Origin of the sequence: Rhodococcus sp. NPDC049939 (assembly GCF_040656415.1) — a bacterium.
Lineage (GTDB): Bacteria > Actinomycetota > Actinomycetes > Mycobacteriales > Mycobacteriaceae > Rhodococcus_F.
The window spans coordinates 191,902-210,593 of sequence record NZ_JBFAMC010000001.1 but is presented as its reverse complement, the minus strand read 5'-3'; the positions used below and the strand labels follow the sequence as shown (position 1 = coordinate 210,593).

Annotated in this window: 15 protein-coding genes, 1 tRNA gene and 1 pseudogene; 10 read left to right on the top strand and 7 right to left on the bottom strand. The window is 63.1% G+C overall.

The features are described 5' to 3' along the window. Window positions 1–3: 3 nt before the first annotated feature. Window positions 4–1,023 (bottom strand): phosphotransferase family protein, encoded by a 1,020-nt coding sequence (locus AB0I57_RS00940; protein ID WP_358328541.1) that lies wholly within the window; start codon window positions 1,021–1,023, stop codon window positions 4–6. 292 nt (window positions 1,024–1,315) lie between these two features. On the opposite strand from AB0I57_RS00940, the gene AB0I57_RS00935 reads away from it, so the two are divergent. Then, window positions 1,316–1,783 (top strand): SRPBCC family protein, encoded by a 468-nt coding sequence (locus tag AB0I57_RS00935; RefSeq protein ID WP_358328538.1) that lies wholly within the window; start codon window positions 1,316–1,318, stop codon window positions 1,781–1,783. 3 nt (window positions 1,784–1,786) lie between these two features. Here the strand turns inward: AB0I57_RS00935 and AB0I57_RS00930 are convergent, their stop codons facing one another. From AB0I57_RS00930 to AB0I57_RS00920, 3 genes are all read right to left on the bottom strand, one after another. Then, complete coding sequence (locus AB0I57_RS00930) at window positions 1,787–2,431, bottom strand: TetR/AcrR family transcriptional regulator (protein WP_358332996.1); 645 nt, start codon at window positions 2,429–2,431, stop codon at window positions 1,787–1,789. Window positions 2,432–2,527: 96 nt separating this feature from the next. Further along, window positions 2,528–3,289: a glucose 1-dehydrogenase gene (locus tag AB0I57_RS00925; protein ID WP_358328535.1), complete on the bottom strand. Its 762-nt coding sequence runs from the start codon at window positions 3,287–3,289 to the stop codon at window positions 2,528–2,530. 40 nt (window positions 3,290–3,329) lie between these two features. After that, on the bottom strand, window positions 3,330–4,475 hold the full coding sequence (locus AB0I57_RS00920; protein ID WP_358328532.1) for an acyl-CoA dehydrogenase family protein: 1,146 nt from the start codon (window positions 4,473–4,475) through the stop codon (window positions 3,330–3,332). A 143-nt stretch (window positions 4,476–4,618) separates the two neighbouring features. On the opposite strand from AB0I57_RS00920, the gene AB0I57_RS00915 reads away from it, so the two are divergent. From AB0I57_RS00915 to AB0I57_RS00900, 4 genes and pseudogenes are all read left to right on the top strand, one after another. Continuing rightward, a complete protein-coding gene (locus AB0I57_RS00915) occupies window positions 4,619–5,257 on the top strand; it encodes a TetR/AcrR family transcriptional regulator (RefSeq protein ID WP_358328529.1) in 639 nt (212 codons plus the stop codon). A gap of 138 nt (window positions 5,258–5,395) precedes the next feature. Continuing rightward, the gene (locus AB0I57_RS00910; RefSeq protein ID WP_358328526.1) at window positions 5,396–7,342 is read left to right on the top strand and encodes an NHL repeat-containing protein; all 1,947 of its coding nucleotides are present in this window, start codon (window positions 5,396–5,398) and stop codon (window positions 7,340–7,342) included. Between the two features lie 223 nt (window positions 7,343–7,565). Continuing rightward, window positions 7,566–8,915 carry a phosphonoacetate hydrolase gene (gene phnA / locus AB0I57_RS00905; RefSeq protein ID WP_358328523.1) on the top strand — a complete coding sequence of 450 codons (1,350 nt, stop codon included), beginning with the start codon at window positions 7,566–7,568 and terminating at the stop codon, window positions 8,913–8,915. A 122-nt stretch (window positions 8,916–9,037) separates the two neighbouring features. Next, a pseudogene (locus AB0I57_RS00900) lies at window positions 9,038–10,237 on the top strand (MFS transporter); the annotation flags it as partial. A gap of 28 nt (window positions 10,238–10,265) precedes the next feature. On the opposite strand, the gene AB0I57_RS00895 reads toward AB0I57_RS00900, so the two are convergent. Next, window positions 10,266–11,771: an MFS transporter gene (locus AB0I57_RS00895; protein WP_358328520.1), complete on the bottom strand. Its 1,506-nt coding sequence runs from the start codon at window positions 11,769–11,771 to the stop codon at window positions 10,266–10,268. A gap of 240 nt (window positions 11,772–12,011) precedes the next feature. Between AB0I57_RS00895 and AB0I57_RS00890 the strand changes: the two genes are divergently transcribed. From AB0I57_RS00890 to AB0I57_RS00870, 5 genes are all read left to right on the top strand, one after another. Beyond that, complete coding sequence (locus AB0I57_RS00890) at window positions 12,012–12,485, top strand: DUF309 domain-containing protein (protein ID WP_358328517.1); 474 nt, start codon at window positions 12,012–12,014, stop codon at window positions 12,483–12,485. Then, a complete protein-coding gene (locus AB0I57_RS00885) occupies window positions 12,485–13,123 on the top strand; it encodes an LON peptidase substrate-binding domain-containing protein (RefSeq protein ID WP_358328514.1) in 639 nt (212 codons plus the stop codon). Before AB0I57_RS00890 ends, AB0I57_RS00885 begins: the two co-directional genes overlap by 1 nt. A gap of 66 nt (window positions 13,124–13,189) precedes the next feature. Further along, window positions 13,190–13,266 (top strand) — tRNA-Met (locus AB0I57_RS00880). A 99-nt stretch (window positions 13,267–13,365) separates the two neighbouring features. Continuing rightward, window positions 13,366–14,964, top strand: coding sequence for an NAD(P)/FAD-dependent oxidoreductase (locus tag AB0I57_RS00875; protein ID WP_358328511.1), 1,599 nt, complete (start codon window positions 13,366–13,368; stop codon window positions 14,962–14,964). 109 nt (window positions 14,965–15,073) lie between these two features. Then, complete coding sequence (locus AB0I57_RS00870; protein WP_358328509.1) at window positions 15,074–16,504, top strand: MFS transporter; 1,431 nt, start codon at window positions 15,074–15,076, stop codon at window positions 16,502–16,504. A 2-nt stretch (window positions 16,505–16,506) separates the two neighbouring features. Here the strand turns inward: AB0I57_RS00870 and AB0I57_RS00865 are convergent, their stop codons facing one another. Together AB0I57_RS00865 and AB0I57_RS00860 are read right to left on the bottom strand one after the other, a co-directional pair. Beyond that, on the bottom strand, window positions 16,507–17,088 hold the full coding sequence (locus AB0I57_RS00865) for a gluconokinase (RefSeq protein ID WP_358328506.1): 582 nt from the start codon (window positions 17,086–17,088) through the stop codon (window positions 16,507–16,509). A gap of 45 nt (window positions 17,089–17,133) precedes the next feature. Next, complete coding sequence (locus AB0I57_RS00860; protein WP_358332993.1) at window positions 17,134–18,528, bottom strand: gluconate:H+ symporter; 1,395 nt, start codon at window positions 18,526–18,528, stop codon at window positions 17,134–17,136. Window positions 18,529–18,692: the final 164 nt, after the last annotated feature.

Sequence of the window (18,692 nt, the reverse complement as noted above, 5' to 3'; positions counted from 1 at the left end):
CGCTCATGAAGTCTTTCCTTGCACCGCACGCAGACCGGCCGCAACGAACTCGGGTACCGCCGCGCCCGCCTTGTCGAAACCCTCACCGCGAGTAGCGCCGACGCGGTAGCGATAGTCTATTCCCGCCGCGATGACGGCGAGCTTGAAGTTCGCGAGCGCCATGTAGAAGTTCCAATTCACCAACTCTCGTCCCGTGACGACGGTGTAGCTTTGCGCGAGATCGTCGGCCGACGGCAGCCGCGGGCTTGTCCACGCCGCAGGTTCACCGAGCACCAGATCGAGTGCCGGGTGCCGGTAGACACACATCAGCGCGACATCTGCGAGCGGGTCACCCAATGTCGACAGCTCCCAGTCCACCACCGCCGCAACCGTGCTCGCATCATCAGGCGCAAGGATTGTGTTGTCGATCCGGTAGTCACCGTGCACGACCGACGACTCCGACTGCGGGGGAATCGATTCCGACAGATCAGCGTAGAGACGGTCGATATCGGTACATTCGTCCGGCTTTACCCTGTTCCACTGACTCGCCCATAACTTCACCTGCCGAGCCACGTAGCCGTCGGGTCGGCCGAACTCACCCAACCCGACGGCTTCGTAGTCCACGTCGTGGAGCGCACCGAGCACCTTGACCAACGTATTCACGCACGATCCGATGTCGTCGTGGGACAGCGCCTCGAGATCAGCCTTGGTCCTGATCACCCGCCCCGCGACATACTCGACGATGGAGAACGGCGCACCCACCACACTGTCGTCCTCGCACAGCGCGATGGTGGCCGCGACTGGGACCTCGGTGCCCTGCAATGCAGAGGTAACCCGGAACTCACGAGCGACGTCGTGCGCGGAGGGCGTCAGCCCCGCGGCCGGAGGCCTCCTCAGCACCCACCTCGAGGAATCGTCGGAAATTGTGTAGGTGAGGTTGGACTTGCCGCCCGACATCAACTCGGCCCTCAACTCACCGTCGAGAGCAATACCAGAATCAGACAAAAAGTTTTGCAGGGCAAGAAGATCCAGTCCGATCGTCACAATTGCCTCCGCTCATTGGACCGTATACAACCAGCCGTCGATGGCGCCGATGGATGGTGACCGTTGCACACGAGACTCGGCCCGGTCAAGAGCTGTGTCGAAGCGTCGAAGCCGAGGCAGCCTCCCTTCGGTACCCGGTTCGGGAATCGCCGAGTCGACCACTCTCCACCGAGAGGTGCCCTACGCTGGGAAGCGGAACCCGACTCCCTGACGTGGTCGGGGGAGTTGACTAGAGTCGGACGAGGTCGACGAAGATCGACAGCCTCCCCGACAGAGAGCCAGGGACCGCCCGATGATCCACGTTCGGCACTCCGCGATCGCCGCCGTACCCGTCGACGTCGCGTTCGCATACATCGACGACTACAGGACAGTCCCCGACTGGATGTTCGGTATCTCGGAATTCAGCCCAACCGGGGAGTTCGATCAGGGGTTGGAGTCGACGTTCGACGCGACCATACACATCGGCCCCGCCGAGCTGCGGTCACGGCTCGAGGTGACCGAGTGGGAGCGGAACCGGGTGATAACCCTGGCGTCACTCGACGGCACCGCCAACTCTTCCACCTGGGAGTTCACCGCGAGAGGTGAGAACGAGACCGAAATCAACGTGGACTTTGCCTACAGACTCCCCGGCGGTCTGGCAGGGAAGGCACTGGAACTCATCGTCGAACCGTTCATCGAAACGGCCGTGAAGAACTCCGAGGTGAACTTGCGGAACAACCTCGAGGAGTTGTACGCGAAACGAGCGCCCGGTCCAGGGTAGGACTCAGTCCCGTTCGGGAAACCTCAGCGCATTCGCCCAGATGCGTGTCGTGGTGAACACAACGTCTTCGAAGTCGACAGATGTCTCGACATCCCTGTCGACATCGGCGACGAAAACGTTGTACGCGAGACGACTGACCATCCCCGACAGGGCCCGAGAGGCCAGTACGGGGTCGAGTTCCTTGTCCGCAATACCCCGTGCCTGCAGGTCTGCGATTCCACGAGCGTTACGCGCGATGAATGCGTCTGCACGCTTGCGCCGAAGAACTGCGAAATCCGGGTCGATGTGCGCTACCTGCTCGAGCAGGCCCATCAGCTTGGCGTTACGCCGGTATGCCTCGAGATAGGCGCGGTTGCTGGCCTCGAGTACCGCGTAGGGGTCGTCCGTATCGTGCACACGCTTCATGCCCGGGTGCATCATGTCTTCTTGTGCCACCTCGAGCACGGCGGCAAAGACCTGCTCCTTGTTGTCGAAATAGGTGTAGAACGACCCCGTCGAGCAGTTGGCTTCCTTGGTTATGTCGGTAAGCCTGGCGTCGAGATATCCCGACCGCTCGAATACGGTCCTCGCCGCCGCTACGAGGGCCGCACGGGTGCGTGCGCCACGCGGGGTGGCCGGAGGTTCACGCAGCAGACCGCTAGCAGCCATCGACGGGGCGGGCTGCTCGTCCCAGTCTTCATCGATGATGTGAATGGTCATTTCCCACTTATACGCCAAACGAACAGCCACGCCCAAACGCGACGCTCAGGTGATGGTGATGCCGCCATCCACCGCGATCGTCTGCCCGGTCACATAAGCCGCGGCGTCCGAAGCGAGCCAGACCACGGTAGCGGCCAGCTCTGCCGGGTCGCCGAGTCGACCGAGAACCAGGCGCGGCTTCATCGCGTCGAGGTATCCGGCCTGGTACTGCGCCGTCATCTCCGATTCGAAGAATCCGGGAGCGATGGCGTTGACGCGGATCCCCTTGCGGGAACCCCACTGCTGAGCCAGGTCTCGGGTGAGACCGATCACGCCGGCCTTGCTGGCGGAGTACGCGGCCTGCGGAAGTCCCGCAGTGGTGATGCCGAGCACGCTGGCGACGTTGACGATAGCGCTACCCGGTTTCATGACTTTTCCGGCCGCCTGCGCCGCCCAGTAGGAACCATTCAGATTGATGTCGACAACCTGACGGAACTGGTCCGGAGTCTCCCGCGTCGCCGGGACGGCGGTGCCAACTCCCGCGTTGTTTACCAGCACGTCCACGTGGCCGAATTTCTCCATACCCTGGTCGATCATGTTCTGCGCCTGAGTCGGGTCGGTGATGTCCGTCTTGACGCACAGCGCCTGACGTCCTGCCTTCCGCACCAGCTCGGCGGTCTCCTCGAGGCGGTCGGCGCGGCGCGCGGCGAGCACCACATCCGCGCCGGCCTCCGCCGCAGCCTGAGCGAACGCGACCCCGAGGCCCGACGACGCGCCGGTCACGACGACCACCCGATCGGTCAAGCTGAACTTGTCGAGAACGGACATTGTGAGACGACTCCTTCGTTGTGGGGCTGCGGGATTCGGGTCAGAGGCCGAGATCGCGACCGATCAGTTCCTTCATGATCTCGTTGGACCCGGCCCAGATCTTGGTGACCCGCGCATCCATCCACGCACGAGCGACACGGTACTCCGTCATGAAGCCGTAGCCACCGTGCAATTGCACGCAGTGGTCGAGGACCTCGTTCTGCACCTGGGCTGTCCACCACTTGGCCTTTGCGGCGTCAACGGCGGTCAATTCTCCGTCTGCGTGCGCGGCGACGCAATTGTCGACGAACGCCTGGGTGACCTCTACGCGGGTGACCAGATCCGCGAGGAGGAACTTGTTCCACTGCATGGAACCGATCGGCTGCCCGAAAGCCTTGCGGTCCTTGGCGTACTGGATGGTCTCCTCGAGGATGACTGCGGCGTGCGCGATGTTCGCCACACCGGCACCGACACGTTCTTGCGGGAGCATCTCCATCATGTGGATGAATCCGCGGTCGATCTCGCCGATGATGTTCGCTGACGGCACCCGCACGTTCTCGAAGAACAACTCTGCAGTGTCCGACTCGTGCTGGCCCACCTTGTCGAGCTTGCGGCCACGCTCGAAGCCCTCCATACCGGTCTCGACAGCAAAGAGGGTGATGCCCTTGGCCTTCTTCTCCGGACTGGTGCGTGCAGCCACGATCACCAGATCGGCGTTGTAGCCGTTTGTGATGAATGTCTTCGACCCGTTGATGATCCAGTCATCGCCGTCCTTGACCGCCGTCGTCTTCAGCGACGCGAGGTCGGATCCACCGGAAGGTTCGGTCATGCCGATCGCGGTGATGATCTCGCCGGTACAGAACTTCGGCAGCCAGCGCTTTTTCTGTTCTTCGGTGGTCAACTGAACCAGGTATGGGGCAACGATGTCAGCGTGGATTCCGAAACTCGAGGACACAGCCCCGCTGGCACGGGAGAGTTCCTCACCGAGGACCGCGTTGAACCGGTAGTCGCCTGCCTCGCTACCGCCATACTGCTCGGGTACCTCGAGGCCGAGGAAGCCGTTGCGTCCGGCCTCGAGCCAGATCTCGCGGTCGATGAAACGCTGCTCGATCAACTTGTCAGCCACGGGCAAGATATTGCGGTTCACGAACTCCCTGGCCGATTCGCGGAATGCTTCGTGATCTGGGCCGTACAGGGTGCGTCGCATGACCGCTCCTCTTTCGAATGTGACTGTTCCGGTAGTGCATGCTCACAGAATGTAAGCACATGCTTATTTTATAAGCGATTGCTTATAGTGGTGCGTCGGCTCGGTATTGTCAAACCTCCACACAGCCGAGGACGGAGAACGTAATGAGCGAATCACCGAGCCAGGTGATCAGCCCATCGAAGGCTGCAGCCCGCATCCGGGCGGCAGCCGCCGACGCCTTCGCGGCCAACGGCTATGGCGGCACCACGACCCGGGAAATCGCCGCCCGCCTCGACATGAGTCCGGCTGCGATGTATCCGCACTACCGGTCGAAGGAGGAACTGCTCTTTGCGATCAGCTTCGAAGGCCACACCGCCACCCTTGACGTCCTCACGAGCGCGGACCTTCCGGACGAACTCCCGTCCAAGAGATTGCGGGCACTGATCGGCGCCTTCGCCTTCTGGCAGGCCACGCACCACACACAGGCTCGCGTCGTGCAGTACGAGCTCAATGCACTCACACCCGCGCACTACCGCGAGGTGGTAGGACTACGCCGGGAAATCACCCGCATCGTTCGTACCGTCGTGGACGCGGGGGCCGCGTCCGGCGAATTCACGGTGCCCGACACTGAGGGCGTCACGCTGGCTCTCATGTCGCTGTGCGTCGACGTCTGCCGCTGGTTTCCTGCTGGTGCGTACACCGAACCGAAGGTTGTCGCCGACCTCTATTCAGACCTCGCCATGCGCATGGTGGGTGCGGGCCAGCGCGCCTCAGGAGTGCCGCAAGGGACCCTTCCGCAATAGCTCAGCAAATTCCTGCTTTGTAGGCAATGTCCAGCACCTGAAGGCATTTTCGCCAAATCTCGCGATGCCCCCGCGTAATCTGTTGGCAACTACTCGAGCACATGACCATCAGAGCTTGGCATTCTGACGGAGGATTTCATGGCGCACGGATTCCGCTCGTTCAGCTTTGTAGCCTCCACCGCCACGCTCCTACTTGCCGCGATGGCTGTCCCCATCACCGTCCCGTCGGCGGTATCGGCTGGGCTCGGCAGCATTTCCGGTCACGTTCGAGGGGCGAGCGGGCCACTCGAATCGTTCTCGGTCACCGCTTGGAGCGCTGGAGGCGACGGGCGACCAGCCCAGTCACTCGGCAGCGCAACAACCGACTCCGACGGGCGCTTCGTGGTGAACCTGGACAGCCCGCGAACGCCGGGTTCGGTCCTGTACCTGCTCGCGGAGAACACGGTTCGGTCCGATCCCGCTGCACTGGTGCTCGCCAGCGTGCTCGGCAACGGATCGTTACCCGCCGACGTGGTCGTCAACGAGAGAACGACCGTGGCTTCCGCCTTCGCGCTGGCGCAATTCGTCTCACCCGAGGGAATCTCCGGATCGAACCCCGGAGTTGCCAATGCGGCGGGGATGGTGCGCAACCTCGTGGACGTCACAACCGGCGAACTCGGGTCCGTCTTGCTCTCCTCTCCGAACGGTGCCGAGACCTCCACGCCGGCGGCCTTCAACTCACTGTCGAACATGCTCGGTGCGTGCGTGGCAATGCGGAAATCCTGCGACGCGTTGCTCGATTCGGCAACTCAACCGGGAGAACCCCGTCCTGTCGACACCTTCCGAGCCATGTCCGATATCGCCCGTGGTCCGGCAAATGCCGTCCTGCCCCTGTTCGGAATCTCGATGCTCCCGCCCAGGGCGTACCTACCCGCACTCGACCTCCCACCGGCGGCATGGACACTCGCCCTCCGGTTCAACGGTGACGGGCGTTCGCTTTCGGGTCCGGGCAATTTCGCAATCGACGAGGACGGCTATATCTGGGTGAACAACAACTACCAGTACAACGCCGACCCGCGAGTTCCCGTGTGTGGTAGCGACTTGTTGTTCAAGTTCAGTCCGACAGGTCAGTTCGTACCCGGTTCGCCGTTCGCGGGAGGTGGCCTGAGCGGAGCCGGATTCGGCATAACCATCGACCCGAACGGCGACGTCTGGGTGGGCAACTTCGGATTCGCCGCTCAGCCTCCTGGCTGCCCCGAGGACCAGCAGCCACCGCACAACAGCGTCTCGAAGTTCACCTCGGACGGTCAGCCACTTTCTCCCCCAGAGGGTTTCACCGAGGGCAATATCGACTGGCCACAGGGAACAATCGCGGACCGGGGCGGCAACATCTGGATGGCCAACTGCGGCTCGAACACGCTGACCCGATACCCGGACGGCGACCCGAGTCGAGCCGAGACCATCGACGCCGGTGTCCAGCGGCCATTCGGCATGGTGGACAACGGTCGCCACGTATTCGCGACCGGGATGCTCAACCACGCAGTGGCCGTTCTCGACAGAGACGGCACTCCCCTGCCCAACTCTCCGGTGACCGGCGGTGGACTCAACAACCCGATGGGCATCGCAAGCGACGGATCCGGAAATGTCTGGGTCGCCAATTCGAGCATCGTGCAGCTGCCCTGCCCGGACATCCCCGGTCTCTCGCCCGGGATCGGATCGATCACCCTCCTGAATCCGGACGGATCCGTGCGCGGCGGGCCGTACATGGGCGGGGGCCTGACCATCCCTTGGGGCATCGCGACCGATGGTGACGGAAACGTCTGGGTGGCCAACTTCGGTGGCAAGAGGTTGTCGAACTTCTGCGGCGCCGATACGTCCACGTGCCCTCCGGGGATGAAGAGCGGAGACCCGATCTCACCTGCCGTCACCGGATACGCGTTCGACGGACTCGAGCGAAACACCGGGGTCGCGGTTGACCCGTCCGGCAACGTCTGGCTCGCGAACAACTGGCTGGACATCCCGATTCAGACGAACCCGGGAGGTCACGAGATCGTGGCGTACGTGGGCCTTGCGGCACCTCTGCAGTCCACCGCGCCTGCAAATTGACGAACCTCAACAGGGCCTCCGCCCTGTTGACCACGGTCACCCCAGGCGGATAACGCACCTGATCAAGGTCTGTTTCCCACGGATCTCCGAAGTCTCGGTTGCGCCCACCGAAACAAGAGCGCACAGTGGCGACCACAGCGAACACTCATATACGACCACTTGCGGTCGGGCGTGAAGGCAGCGCGCGTAAGCGACTCGTCGTATCCGTCGCGAGGAGATTCAGATGCCTGACAAGTCCTTCAGTGTCAACGGCCGCGAATACATCGTTCCCGACACGCCCGTGGTGGTCATCTGCATCGACGGAAGCGAACCGGAGTATCACCTGAAGGCAATCGAGGCGCAGCGAATGCCTTGGCTCGAAGCGACACTGGCGGGTGAGGGTACGTACATACCCGCCCACTGCGCGATGCCCGCGCTGACCAACCCCAACAACGTCTCGATCGCCACTGGGCTTCCGCCGAAGTATCACGGCATCAGCGGGAACTACATCTTCGATACCCAGAGCGGTGAAGAGGTGTTGATGAACGACACTAAGTTCCTGCGGATCCCGACCATCTTCGCCGCCGCCAACGAATCGGGGCTCGACGTCGTCGTCGTCACCGCAAAGGACAAACTTCGACGCCTGCTCGGTGCCGGACTCGTCGAAGAGGGCCCGAACCTCGACAGCACGCCGGGGACGACTGCCCCGGCTCGGCGGGGTATCTGCTTCTCTGCCGAGAAGGCCGATCAGGCAACAATCGAGGCGAATGGGATCGGCGACGTCCTCGAGCTGGTAGGTCGACCGCTGCCCGGGGTGTATTCGGCGGACCTGAGTGAATTCGTGCTTGCGGCCGGCGCCAAGATCTTCGAGACCCGCCAGCCTGATCTGATGTACCTGACCCTGACCGACTACATACAGCACAAGCACGCGCCGGGTACCGAAGTCGCAAACGACTTCTACGAAATGATCGACCGGTACGCGAGCGAACTCGACGCGCTCGGAGCCATCGTCGTGGTTACCGCGGATCACGGCATGAGCGCGAAGTCGTTGCCGGATGGCACACCCCGGGTCATTTTCGTCGAAGACGAGGTCAAACGCATTCTTGCCGAGCTCGGCGCTCCATCGGACGGCGTCCGGGTCATCCTGCCCATCACCGACCCGTACACCGTCCACCACGGTGCGCTCGGCTCCTTCGCGAGCGTGTACATTCCTCCAGACACAGATGCCGGTCCGCTCTGCCAGGCACTGGCCGGTATCGACGGCATCGAGGCGGTGCACAGACGTCAGGAAGCAGCCGACCGCTACGAACTGCCCGCCGACCGTATCGGCGACATCGTCGTGCTGGCTGAGAAGAACACTGCCCTCGGACGGTATGCGCAGTGGCACGATCTAACGCAGCTCGATGCACCACTGCGCTCGCACGGGGCGCTGGGCGAACTGAACATCCCATTCGTGATCAACCGCCGACTCGAGCAACCGGAACTGGTTGACACCCACCTCGGCGGCTCGGCCCGCGTGCACAACTACGACGCATTCTGGTTCGCGACAACCGTGCTCAGTCGTCGGCAGCCCACCGGGCCGTCTCGGGCGTAGGTCCCATTCACCACGAAAAATACTGCCCGGCAGTCCAACTGCCTCCGACGACGTGAGATCGTCGCACGATGCTGAACTGGCGGACAGGGTTGATTCCTCTCGAAACCTAGGTAACGACGAACATGTCCGTCGACGATTCGCACACAGCAGATCCAGTGCCCGATCAGGAGTTCCGCAGGCTGCAGTGGCGAATGTTACTTGCAACCATGTTCTGCTACTCCTTCTTCTACACCGGTCGGCAAACATTCGGGTTCGCGATACCCGGAATCGAAGCCGACTTGGGCCTGAGCAATGAGGTCCTGGGGGCGATCAGCGGGCTCCTGCTGTGGACATACGCGATCGGGCAGATAATCAACGGAAACATCGTCGACAAGATCGGTGGCCGGCGCGTAATGACCACCGGCACAGTCTTGTCCACTGCCTTGAACTGGGCGACCAGCTTCGCGATCGGCCCGTTGAGTCTGGGAGCAGCGTGGGCGGCCAACGGTTATGCCCAAGCGATGGGTTGGACGGCAGGCGGACGGGTCATCTCGAACTGGTGGCCGCCGAGCGCTCGAGGGCGAAGCTTCGGTTTCTACACCTTCGCAGGAGGGGTGGCCTCGGTGGTGGCCTACCTGACGTCCACCATCGTCGTGGACACCCTCCATTTGGAATGGGAATGGATCTTCCGCGTCCCCGTGCTGCTCATGCTCGTCGGCGGGATCGTCTTCTTCCTGATATCCCGTGAATCTCCAGACAGCGCGAAAATCGTTCCGCCCAAGCACTTCACAGAGGAGTTCGCCGTCGAGCACGAGGCGATCACAAGAACCGAGACCGGGACCACGGAGGAGGACGCACGCGTCGAGAAATCGTCGCTGTCCCGGTACGCCCGTGTCCTGTCGAACCCGAGGATCTGGTCGACAGGTCTTGCCATCGGATTCTTGAACTCGGCCCGCTACGGCCTACTGACCTGGGTACCCGTGTATTTCCTTACGACAGCTTCAGGCCACGTCAGCGGTTCGATCAGCCCGCTGTGGACTTCCATCGCGCTGCCGATCGGCATGGCGGTGGGAGCTCTGGTCAACGGCGAGATATCAGACCGGCTCTTCGGTTCTCGCCGCGACCTTCCGATCATCTTGTTCACCGCTATCGGGGCCATTGCATCGATGACGATGTACGCCGCACCCCTGGGCATTACGGCGGGGATGATTGTGCTCTTCCTCACCGGATTCTTCGTCCACGGCCCACAATCATCCTTCTGGGCACTCACCGTCGACATCTCCGGCACCAAGGTCGCCGGTACGGCGATCGGCGTCGTGAACTTCTTCGCTTACCTTTTTGCAGGCGCGGCCTCACCGATAACTGGACACATCATGGACGTGACCGGTCAGACGAGCTACATCTTCCCAATCGTCGCTGCGTGCTGCCTCGTGAGTGCGCTGGCAACCCTGACGATCCGTCACCGGCCCCCCGAGTCGACGAATTCGCAGTCTGAGCGGATGGAGCGGAATTGACAGATTCGAGCGCGCGACCGGTAGTACGCGGCCCGAGGAAGCCTATGTCCACAGCGACGCCGACCATGGCACCGGCGACCACCGCGTATAACATTCCCGGCCCGCCGTGGTGCAGCAGCGGCACCAGAACGAACGGAATCACCGCACTGGAAAGCCGGGACAGCGAGTATGTGCCGCTCGCACCGGTGCCGCGTAGTTTCGTGGGAAATACCTCAGCCAGGTAGATGTGGTGCGCGTTGGAGAACAGGTTTGAGACCGCCGTGTACAGGAACCCGAACAACAGGATCGCCCAGGTGGCGCTCGCGAAGCCGAAAGCCAACCCGAGTACTGCCATCACGATCCCCGAACCCATCACGAGAAACTTGCGCTCGACCCGCTCGACGATGGGAATCGACAGCACTGACCCGATCGGATAGCCGACAAAGGTCACGGCGCTGAACAGCAGTGATTGCACGACCGGAAAACCCTTGGCCACCAGCACCAGAGGCACCAGTGTGCCGAACCCGTAGTAACCCCAGGTCTGCAACACTTGAAACACCGACATCATCACGGTTCGCCGTAAGTAGGGCCGCACGAACAGGTTTCGCAATGCCGCCATCTCCGAATCAGCAACGAGCCGCCTGGTATCCGGTTGTGGCAGAGCCTTGCCCTCTGCCATGGCTCGTGCCTCGAAGCGCCGCACGACCGCGTCGGCCTCGTCCGTGCGCCCAGCCGCTTCCAGCCAACGCGGTGACTCTGGAAGCGCCGTTCTCAACGCGAATACGATCACCGCGCCCAGTGCTCCGATCAGGAACATCCACCGCCACCCCTCGAGACCGAAAGGCGCCAGGGGCACCAGCCAGTGCGCAAGAAATCCCGCTGCAGGCACACCGAAGAACGACAGTGTGTAGGCCCATGCCGTATAACGCCCCCGGTTTTTGGGCGGCAACAGATCACCGAGATACGTGTCCGATACCGGGGGCTCCGCGCCGATCCCGATACCGGCCGAGAACCGGGTGACCACCAGCATTACCGGTCCGACGCTGAACGCGGCCAGCAGAGAAAACGCCGAGTAGATGCCGAGGCTCAAGAGGAACGCGCGGCGACGCCCGAGCAGATCGGCCAGACGACCAATGGTCAAGGCGCCGATGAACATGCCCAGAAATGCCGAGGACAGCAGTAGCGGCAGGAGCGAAGCACTCAGATGGAAGTCCTCACCGAGCACGGTACTCAGAACGCCGGCCAAGAAGATCTCATAGATGTCGAAGAACAGTCCGAGCCCGATTGCCACCGTCAGCCACAGATGATTCCGGGTGATCGGCAGACGGTCCATCCGAGCAGCGATCGTCGGGATTCCCTGAGAGGAGCTCTGGAGGTCGGCCATCAGTACACGCTCTTCTGCCGCGCCCCCGAAACTTGCCCTTATAGCGAGAAAAAGTCCTGCTATCCGAAGAAACCGGCTACCGAAGAAACAGTCCCTCGGCCCGAAACGGATACTAGGACGGTGCGCTGACCCCGGCAAGGCGACAGCCGATCGCCAGCCGATAATTTCCATGATCGAAAAGGATGTCCGGTGCCCTCGCGCACTCTTCGCCGATCCGGCACCGAGCGTTACCCTTGTCGCATGGCCGATCGGGATAGGGACGAGGCGGGCAAACCTCTCAACGCACGCCCCCGCGACGAACTCGGTCGTCCACTGTCCCACGACGCCGAGGGAGTGCCGCGAATCCCCGACGACCTGCGGTTACAGCCCGACGAGGCGATCACGGAGGCCCAGCGACTCCTCGACCACGGCATGCCGTTCCACGCCCACGAAGTCCTCGAAGGCACGTGGAAGATCGCCTCGGAAGACGAACGGGAACTGTGGCAGGGCCTCGCCCAACTCGCTGTAGGTCTGACCCACCTGATGCGGGGGAACAAGACCGGCGCACGCTCGCTGTTGCATCAGGGCCACGACCGGATCCGGCACTACGAGGTGGCGGCGCCGCACGGCCTCGACATCTCCGGCCTACTCATGTGGTCCGAACACCTCACAGACGAGATAGACCGCGTAGAGCCGCTCCCGGCGCCGCCGATACCGCGGCTGAGAATCCCCTGATGACCCTGCTCCCGATGTTCCCACTGGGCTCGGCGATGCTACCCGGCCAGCCACTTCCCCTCCACGTCTTCGAGCCCCGCTACCGGAAACTCGTCCGCGACTGCCTCGACGCCCCCGGTGACCCCCAATTCGGGGTCGTGCTCATCGCGCGAGGAACCGAGGTCGGCGGTGGTGACGTCCGCCATGACGTCGGCACCATGGCCCGAATAGAATCCCACGTCGCGATCGGCGATGGCCGATACGAACTGTTCTGCCGCACTCACGAACGCATTAAGGTGTCTAAGTGGTTGCCAGACAACCCCTATCCGATCGCCGAGGTATGTCTGTGGCCGGACGAGAACACTGGCACGCGAGACAATGACTACGAATTCCATTCTCTGATAGAGAGAGTCGGGTTCCTGTACGACCTACTCGATCGACTCGCGGCCGAAACAGGCAACATTCCGCCCGACGTCCCCGACATCACCGGCTTCCAGGGCACTCTGGGCACCAGACTGTTCGAGATTGCTGCGTACATTCCGATGGGGGAGGCCGACCGCCTCCGCGTTCTCGCCGCCGCAGGCGCAGTAGAACGATTGCGGGAGGTCTCCGAGGCAACCGAGAACGCCATCGAAATGGTCCAGTTCCGTCTGATGTGAGCTAGCCCTCTCGACAAGTGGTCGAGAGCGGCAGGCAAACGGTGTACTCTTGTGAGCGCGAAACGACGCGGGGTGGAGCAGCTCGGTAGCTCGCTGGGCTCATAACCCAGAGGTCGCAGGTTCAAATCCTGCCCCCGCTACCACAACGACTCCGGAGAGTTCTCCGGAGTCGTTTTCGCGTTATTCCACCAACATCGTCGAAGACCTGGCGGGCTCGTAGTCCGGTCTGCAAGCCTGATCGAATGAGCAAAGCCGACGCGGTGATCATCGGGTCCGGCCCAAACGGTGTCGTAGCAGCAGCGGCACTCGCCGATGCAGGCTGGGATGTCGTGGTGGTCGAGGCGCAGCCGGCACCGGGTGGCGCGGTGAAGTCTGCAGAACTCGTCCCCGGCTACACCTCGGACCTGTTCAGCGCCTTCTACCCTCTCTCCACGGTGTCACCCGCCTTCCGCGCTCTCGACCTCGAGTCGCACGGACTGCGTTGGACGCGAGCCCCCAGCGCGCTCGGTCACGCCCGTTCGGCCGCCGACGAGGATGCGCCGGTAATCCACCCGGAACACGCAGATACGGCCGCTGACCTGGAACGACGCCAGGCAGGAGATGGCGATGCATGGTCAGCGCTCGTCGACCTGTGGCACGACATCAAGGAACCTTTCCTCAATACCCTCTTCAGCCCGTTCCCGCCGGTCCGCGGTCCGGCCCGCCTGCTGCGGCAACTCGGCACTGCCGATGCGCTGCGCCTGACGAGGTTTCTACTGCTCCCTGCCCGCCGGATGGCCCACGAACTGTTCCGCGGCGAGGCAGCGAGGCTTCTATTGCTGGGCAACGCGATGCACGCCGACATCCCCTCGGATGCGCCCGGAAGCGGCGTCATGGGATTTCTCCTGGCGATGCTCGCACAGGACGGCGGGTATCCGGTGCCGGTAGGAGGAGCAGGCGAGTTGTCGGCCGCGATGGTCCGCAGGGCCGAGTCTTCGGGAGTGCAGTTTTACTGCGGCGACGCCGTCACCGGGATCGAGGTTCGGTCAGGCCGTGCGGTGGGGGTCAGGACCGCGTCGGGCATTCACCACACCGCGGGTCGGGCCGTGGTCGCCGACGTCTCGGCACCCGCGCTGTACGGGTCTTTACTCCCAGCGGATGCCGTTCCTGCTCGCATACGAGCCGATATGGAGCACTTCGAATGGGACACCCCCGTTGTGAAGATCAATTACGCTCTGTCGCACAAGATCCCGTGGCGTTCAGCCAGCCTGTGCGATGCGGGTACCGTCCATCTGGGGGCCGATAGCGACGGCCTGGTGCACTGGATGGCCGACCTCACCACCGGCACCATCCCTACCACACCGTTCCTGCTCTTCGGTCAAATGACCACCGCCGACCCCTCCCGATCACCGAAGGGCACCGAAAGCGCGTGGGCATACACCCATTTGCCACGCGGACTTACCGACGACACGTCCGCGGACCTGCTGGCGAGCCGTGTGGACCACGTGCTGGAAGCGCACGCACCAGGTTTCTCGGATCTGATGGTCGGACGGGTCGTCCAGCGGCCGTCCGACCTCGAGGCAGCCGATGCGAATTTGGTGTCGGGCGCGGTAGGCGGTGGCACGGCGCAACTGCATCAGCAGCTGATCTTTCGGCCCGGCCCCGGCACCTCACGGTCGGAGACGCCGATCCGCGGCCTCTACCTCGCGAGTGCGTCCGCGCATCCGGGTGGAGGAGTCCACGGAGTATCGGGACTGAACGCTGCCCGCGCCGCGATCGGCGAGCACGGACCGCGCGGGTGGGTGAGGCGGCGCACCTCGAGTGCCGTCACGGGTCTGCTTTCGAAGGGGTCGATCCCATAGGTCTCCACTCGCCGGGACGCCTCGCCTGCAAGGATCTGATTCGTCCGCGTTCAGCGCTGACCAACAATTCGCTTGCGCAACGATTCCACGCGCACCTACTTTCGTCTCTGTGACTGCCACCCCCACGGACACCGTTTCATCTCCCACCCCTACTTGGACTCCCCGTCTCTGGGGGGTTCTGACGGTGCTGTGTGTGGTGCTGTTTCTCGACGGTCTCGACGTGTCGATGGTCGGGGTCGCGCTGCCTTCCATCGGATCCGAACTAGGGCTGTCGACCACCTCGCTGCAGTGGATCGTCAACGGGTACGTACTCGGATTCGGTGGCTTGTTGCTGTTGGGTGGGCGCACAGCCGACCTCCTCGGACGCCGCCGGGTCTTTCTCGTCGCCCTGGCCGTATTCGCGGTCGCGTCTCTGGTCGGCGGACTCGTCGACAACGGCTTGTTGCTCATCGCAAGCCGTTTCGTCAAGGGACTCGCCGCCGCATTCACCGCGCCGACTGCGATGTCGATCCTCACCACCACCTTCAAAGAGGGGCCTTCCCGCAACCGGGCGCTGTCGATCTTCGCCGTCTTCGGAGCCAGTGGCTACTCCTCCGGGTTGATGCTCGGTGGACTGCTGACCAGCGCTGGTTGGCGCTGGACGTTCCTCATGCCTGTGCCCTTTGCAGCCCTCACGCTGATCGCGGCCATCTTCCTGATCCCCCACGACCGTCCGGCGGATTCCGGCGGACACGACGTCCTGGGAGCCGCCACCCTTGTGTCGGGAATGCTGCTCGCCGTGTATGCCGTGGTGTCGGCGCCGGAACGCGGGTGGACCGAGCCCCTCACCCTCGGCTCCTTCGCGCTTGCCGCCGTCCTGCTCACAATGTTCTTCCTGGTCGAGAACCACGTTCCTCACCCTTTGGTGCGCCTGGGCCTTCTCCGGGTCGGATCGATCATGCGGGCGAACTTCGCCATCATGGCACTGTTCGGCAGCTACCTCAGTTTCCAGTTCATGCTGACCATCTTCCTGCAGTCGGTACTCGGGTGGTCGCCGCTGAAGATGGCGCTGGGACTGCTCCCGTCCGGCATCATCGTCGTCTTCGGGGCGCCGTTCGCCGGACGCCTGATCGACGCCTTCGGCACCGCGCGAATGACCATTGCGGCCCTGTCCTCGTTCAGTATCGGCTATCTGTGGTTCCTCTTCGCCGGCAGCGATGATCCCCGGTACGCGGTCGCGATCCTCCCGAGCGTGATCCTCCTGGGCATAGGCTTCGCGGTCGGATTCACCTCGATCATGGCGCAAGCCACGACAGGCGTCGCCGACTCCGAGCAAGGATTGGCGTCAGGACTCGTGCAGACCTCCGGGCAGGTGGGCGCGGCAATCGTGCTGGCCCTGACCACTGCATTGATCGCCATCGACGCCGACTCGGCCGGTGGTACCGATGAAGCCGGATTCCATCAGTTCTACCCCGGCCTCGTGCTCGTAACCGGGGTGGCACTAGTGGGACTGATGATCACGGTCGCGCCGTTGCTGCGAAGGACGACCAGCAGGTCTTGAAGCTACGAAGCATTCTCGGTGCCCTGTTGCATCGTCCTCCAGCCAAAGCCCCTCACACGCGCGATGATCTCGGCGGCCACCTGGCCGGGCGATCCGCCTACGTCAACGACGATGGCGTTCTCGTCGGGCTCGATCGGCTCGAGTGTCGAGAGTTGCGTATCCAGCAACGAGGCAGGCATGAAGTGGTCGAGCCTTGCGCTCAGCCGCTCGCCGATCTGCTCACGAGTTCCGGTGAGATGCACGAACACGACATGAGGACCTCGCAGGACGTCGCGGTAGCTACGTTTGAGCGCCGAGCAGGTGATGACCCCGGGTAGGCCGTTGTCGGTGTGCGCTCGAATCCACGCAGCGACAAGCTCGAGCCACGGCCGGCGGTCGTCGTCGGTCAGGGGCTTCCCCGAGTCCATCTTCGCGACATTCTCCGGTGGATGCAGGGTGTCACCCTCCTGCAGGTCCCAGCCCAGAACGCCGGCGATGATTCCCGCGACTGTCGACTTGCCGCACCCGGACACCCCCATCAGTACCAGCACCGGATCCTCCATCTCGGGCATGCCTCCTTCGAGTTCGCCCCTGATCATGTGCATTTCACCTACCTCTCTCCAGTTTCCCAACCCTCATTCACAGCCCGCTCAGATGAACACACTCAGCACGAGGACACCGGCCAGGCCGGAAACGGAGATGATGCACTCCATCACCGTCCAGGTCTTCAGGTTCTGCACCACGGAGACACCGAGATATTCCTTCACCAACCAGAATCCGGCGTCGTTGACATGTGACAGGAACAGAGATCCAGCGCCGATCGCGAGCACCATCAGCGATACGTGCGTCGACGACAAGTCGGCCGCAACCGGCGCCAGGATGCCGGACGCGGTCACGGTCGCGACGGTGGCTGATCCGGTGGCGACGCGGATCAGCACGGCGACCAGCCATGCGAGGAAAAGGACGGGTAGCGCACTGCCCGTGATGAATTGAGCGATCACATCGGCAATGCCGGTGTCGATCAGAACCTGTTTGAATCCACCGCCCGCACCGACGATGAGCACAATTCCGGCTATCGGTGGTAGCCCGCTCTCGAGCGAGGAGGCAATCGCCCTGCGGTCCATACCCCCGCCACGTCCGAGAAGCACGATTCCGGCGAGCACCGCAAGCCCGAGCGCCACGACCGGTGTTCCGAGGAAATCGAGGAGAATCTTGGCCGTCGCTTCCGAACCGGGGGCGATGACATCGGCGAGGGCTTTCCCCAGCATCAACACGACTGGCAGCAGAATCGCAGAGATCGTTGCCACAAAACTCGGGCGGGGGCGTTGAGCCGCAGCCTCCGCGCCCTCCCGATCCTCTACGGTGACGTACAACTCGGGGACGGGGACATCGGCCAAGCGTGCGGCCCACTTGCCGAACAGGGGGCCCGCAACGATCACTGTGGGAATGGCGACCAAGATACCGAGCGCGAGGGTGAGGCCTAGGTTCGCGTCGAGAGCCGACACGGCAATCAGAGGACCCGGATGAGGTGGAACCAGGCCGTGCATGGCCGACAGCCCCGCCAGCGTCGGGATCGCGATTACCATCAGCGGCTGTCCCGAACGCCTGGCGACGAGGATGATGACAGGCATCAGCAGCACGAGGCCGATCTCGAAGAACATCGGCAAGCCGATCACCGCACCGACCAGTCCCATCGTCCATGGCAGGGTGCGCGGTCCCGATCGTCCGACGAGCGTGTCGACGACACGGTCGGCACCACCGGAGTCGGCCAGGAGTTTGCCGAACATTGCGCCGAACCCGATGAGAATCCCGACGCTTCCCATGGTCTCCCCGAAGCCTTCGACGAACGCCGTCACCGAGTCCGAGGCGCCCATACCTGCGGCGATACCGACACCGACGGCACCGATGGACAGAGCGAGGAACGGATGCAGCTTGAGCCAGGTGATCATCGCGATGATGACGGCGACACCGACCACGGCGGCTGCGATCAGCCTCGCGTCATGGCTGGCACCGTCGGAACCCGCTAGTAGTGAGAAGGTACTGATTCTGTTCGCTCCGGTAGGGGTGGCCAGGGGATGCCCCTGCAAGTGACTACGATCACCATGCCTCAAAAACCATACTATTTCAATAGTAGTTATGTTTACATACTATGTAGATAGTGACTCGCGGGTAGGTGTGTGTTCAGCGGCCGACCGTGGGACCATCGGCT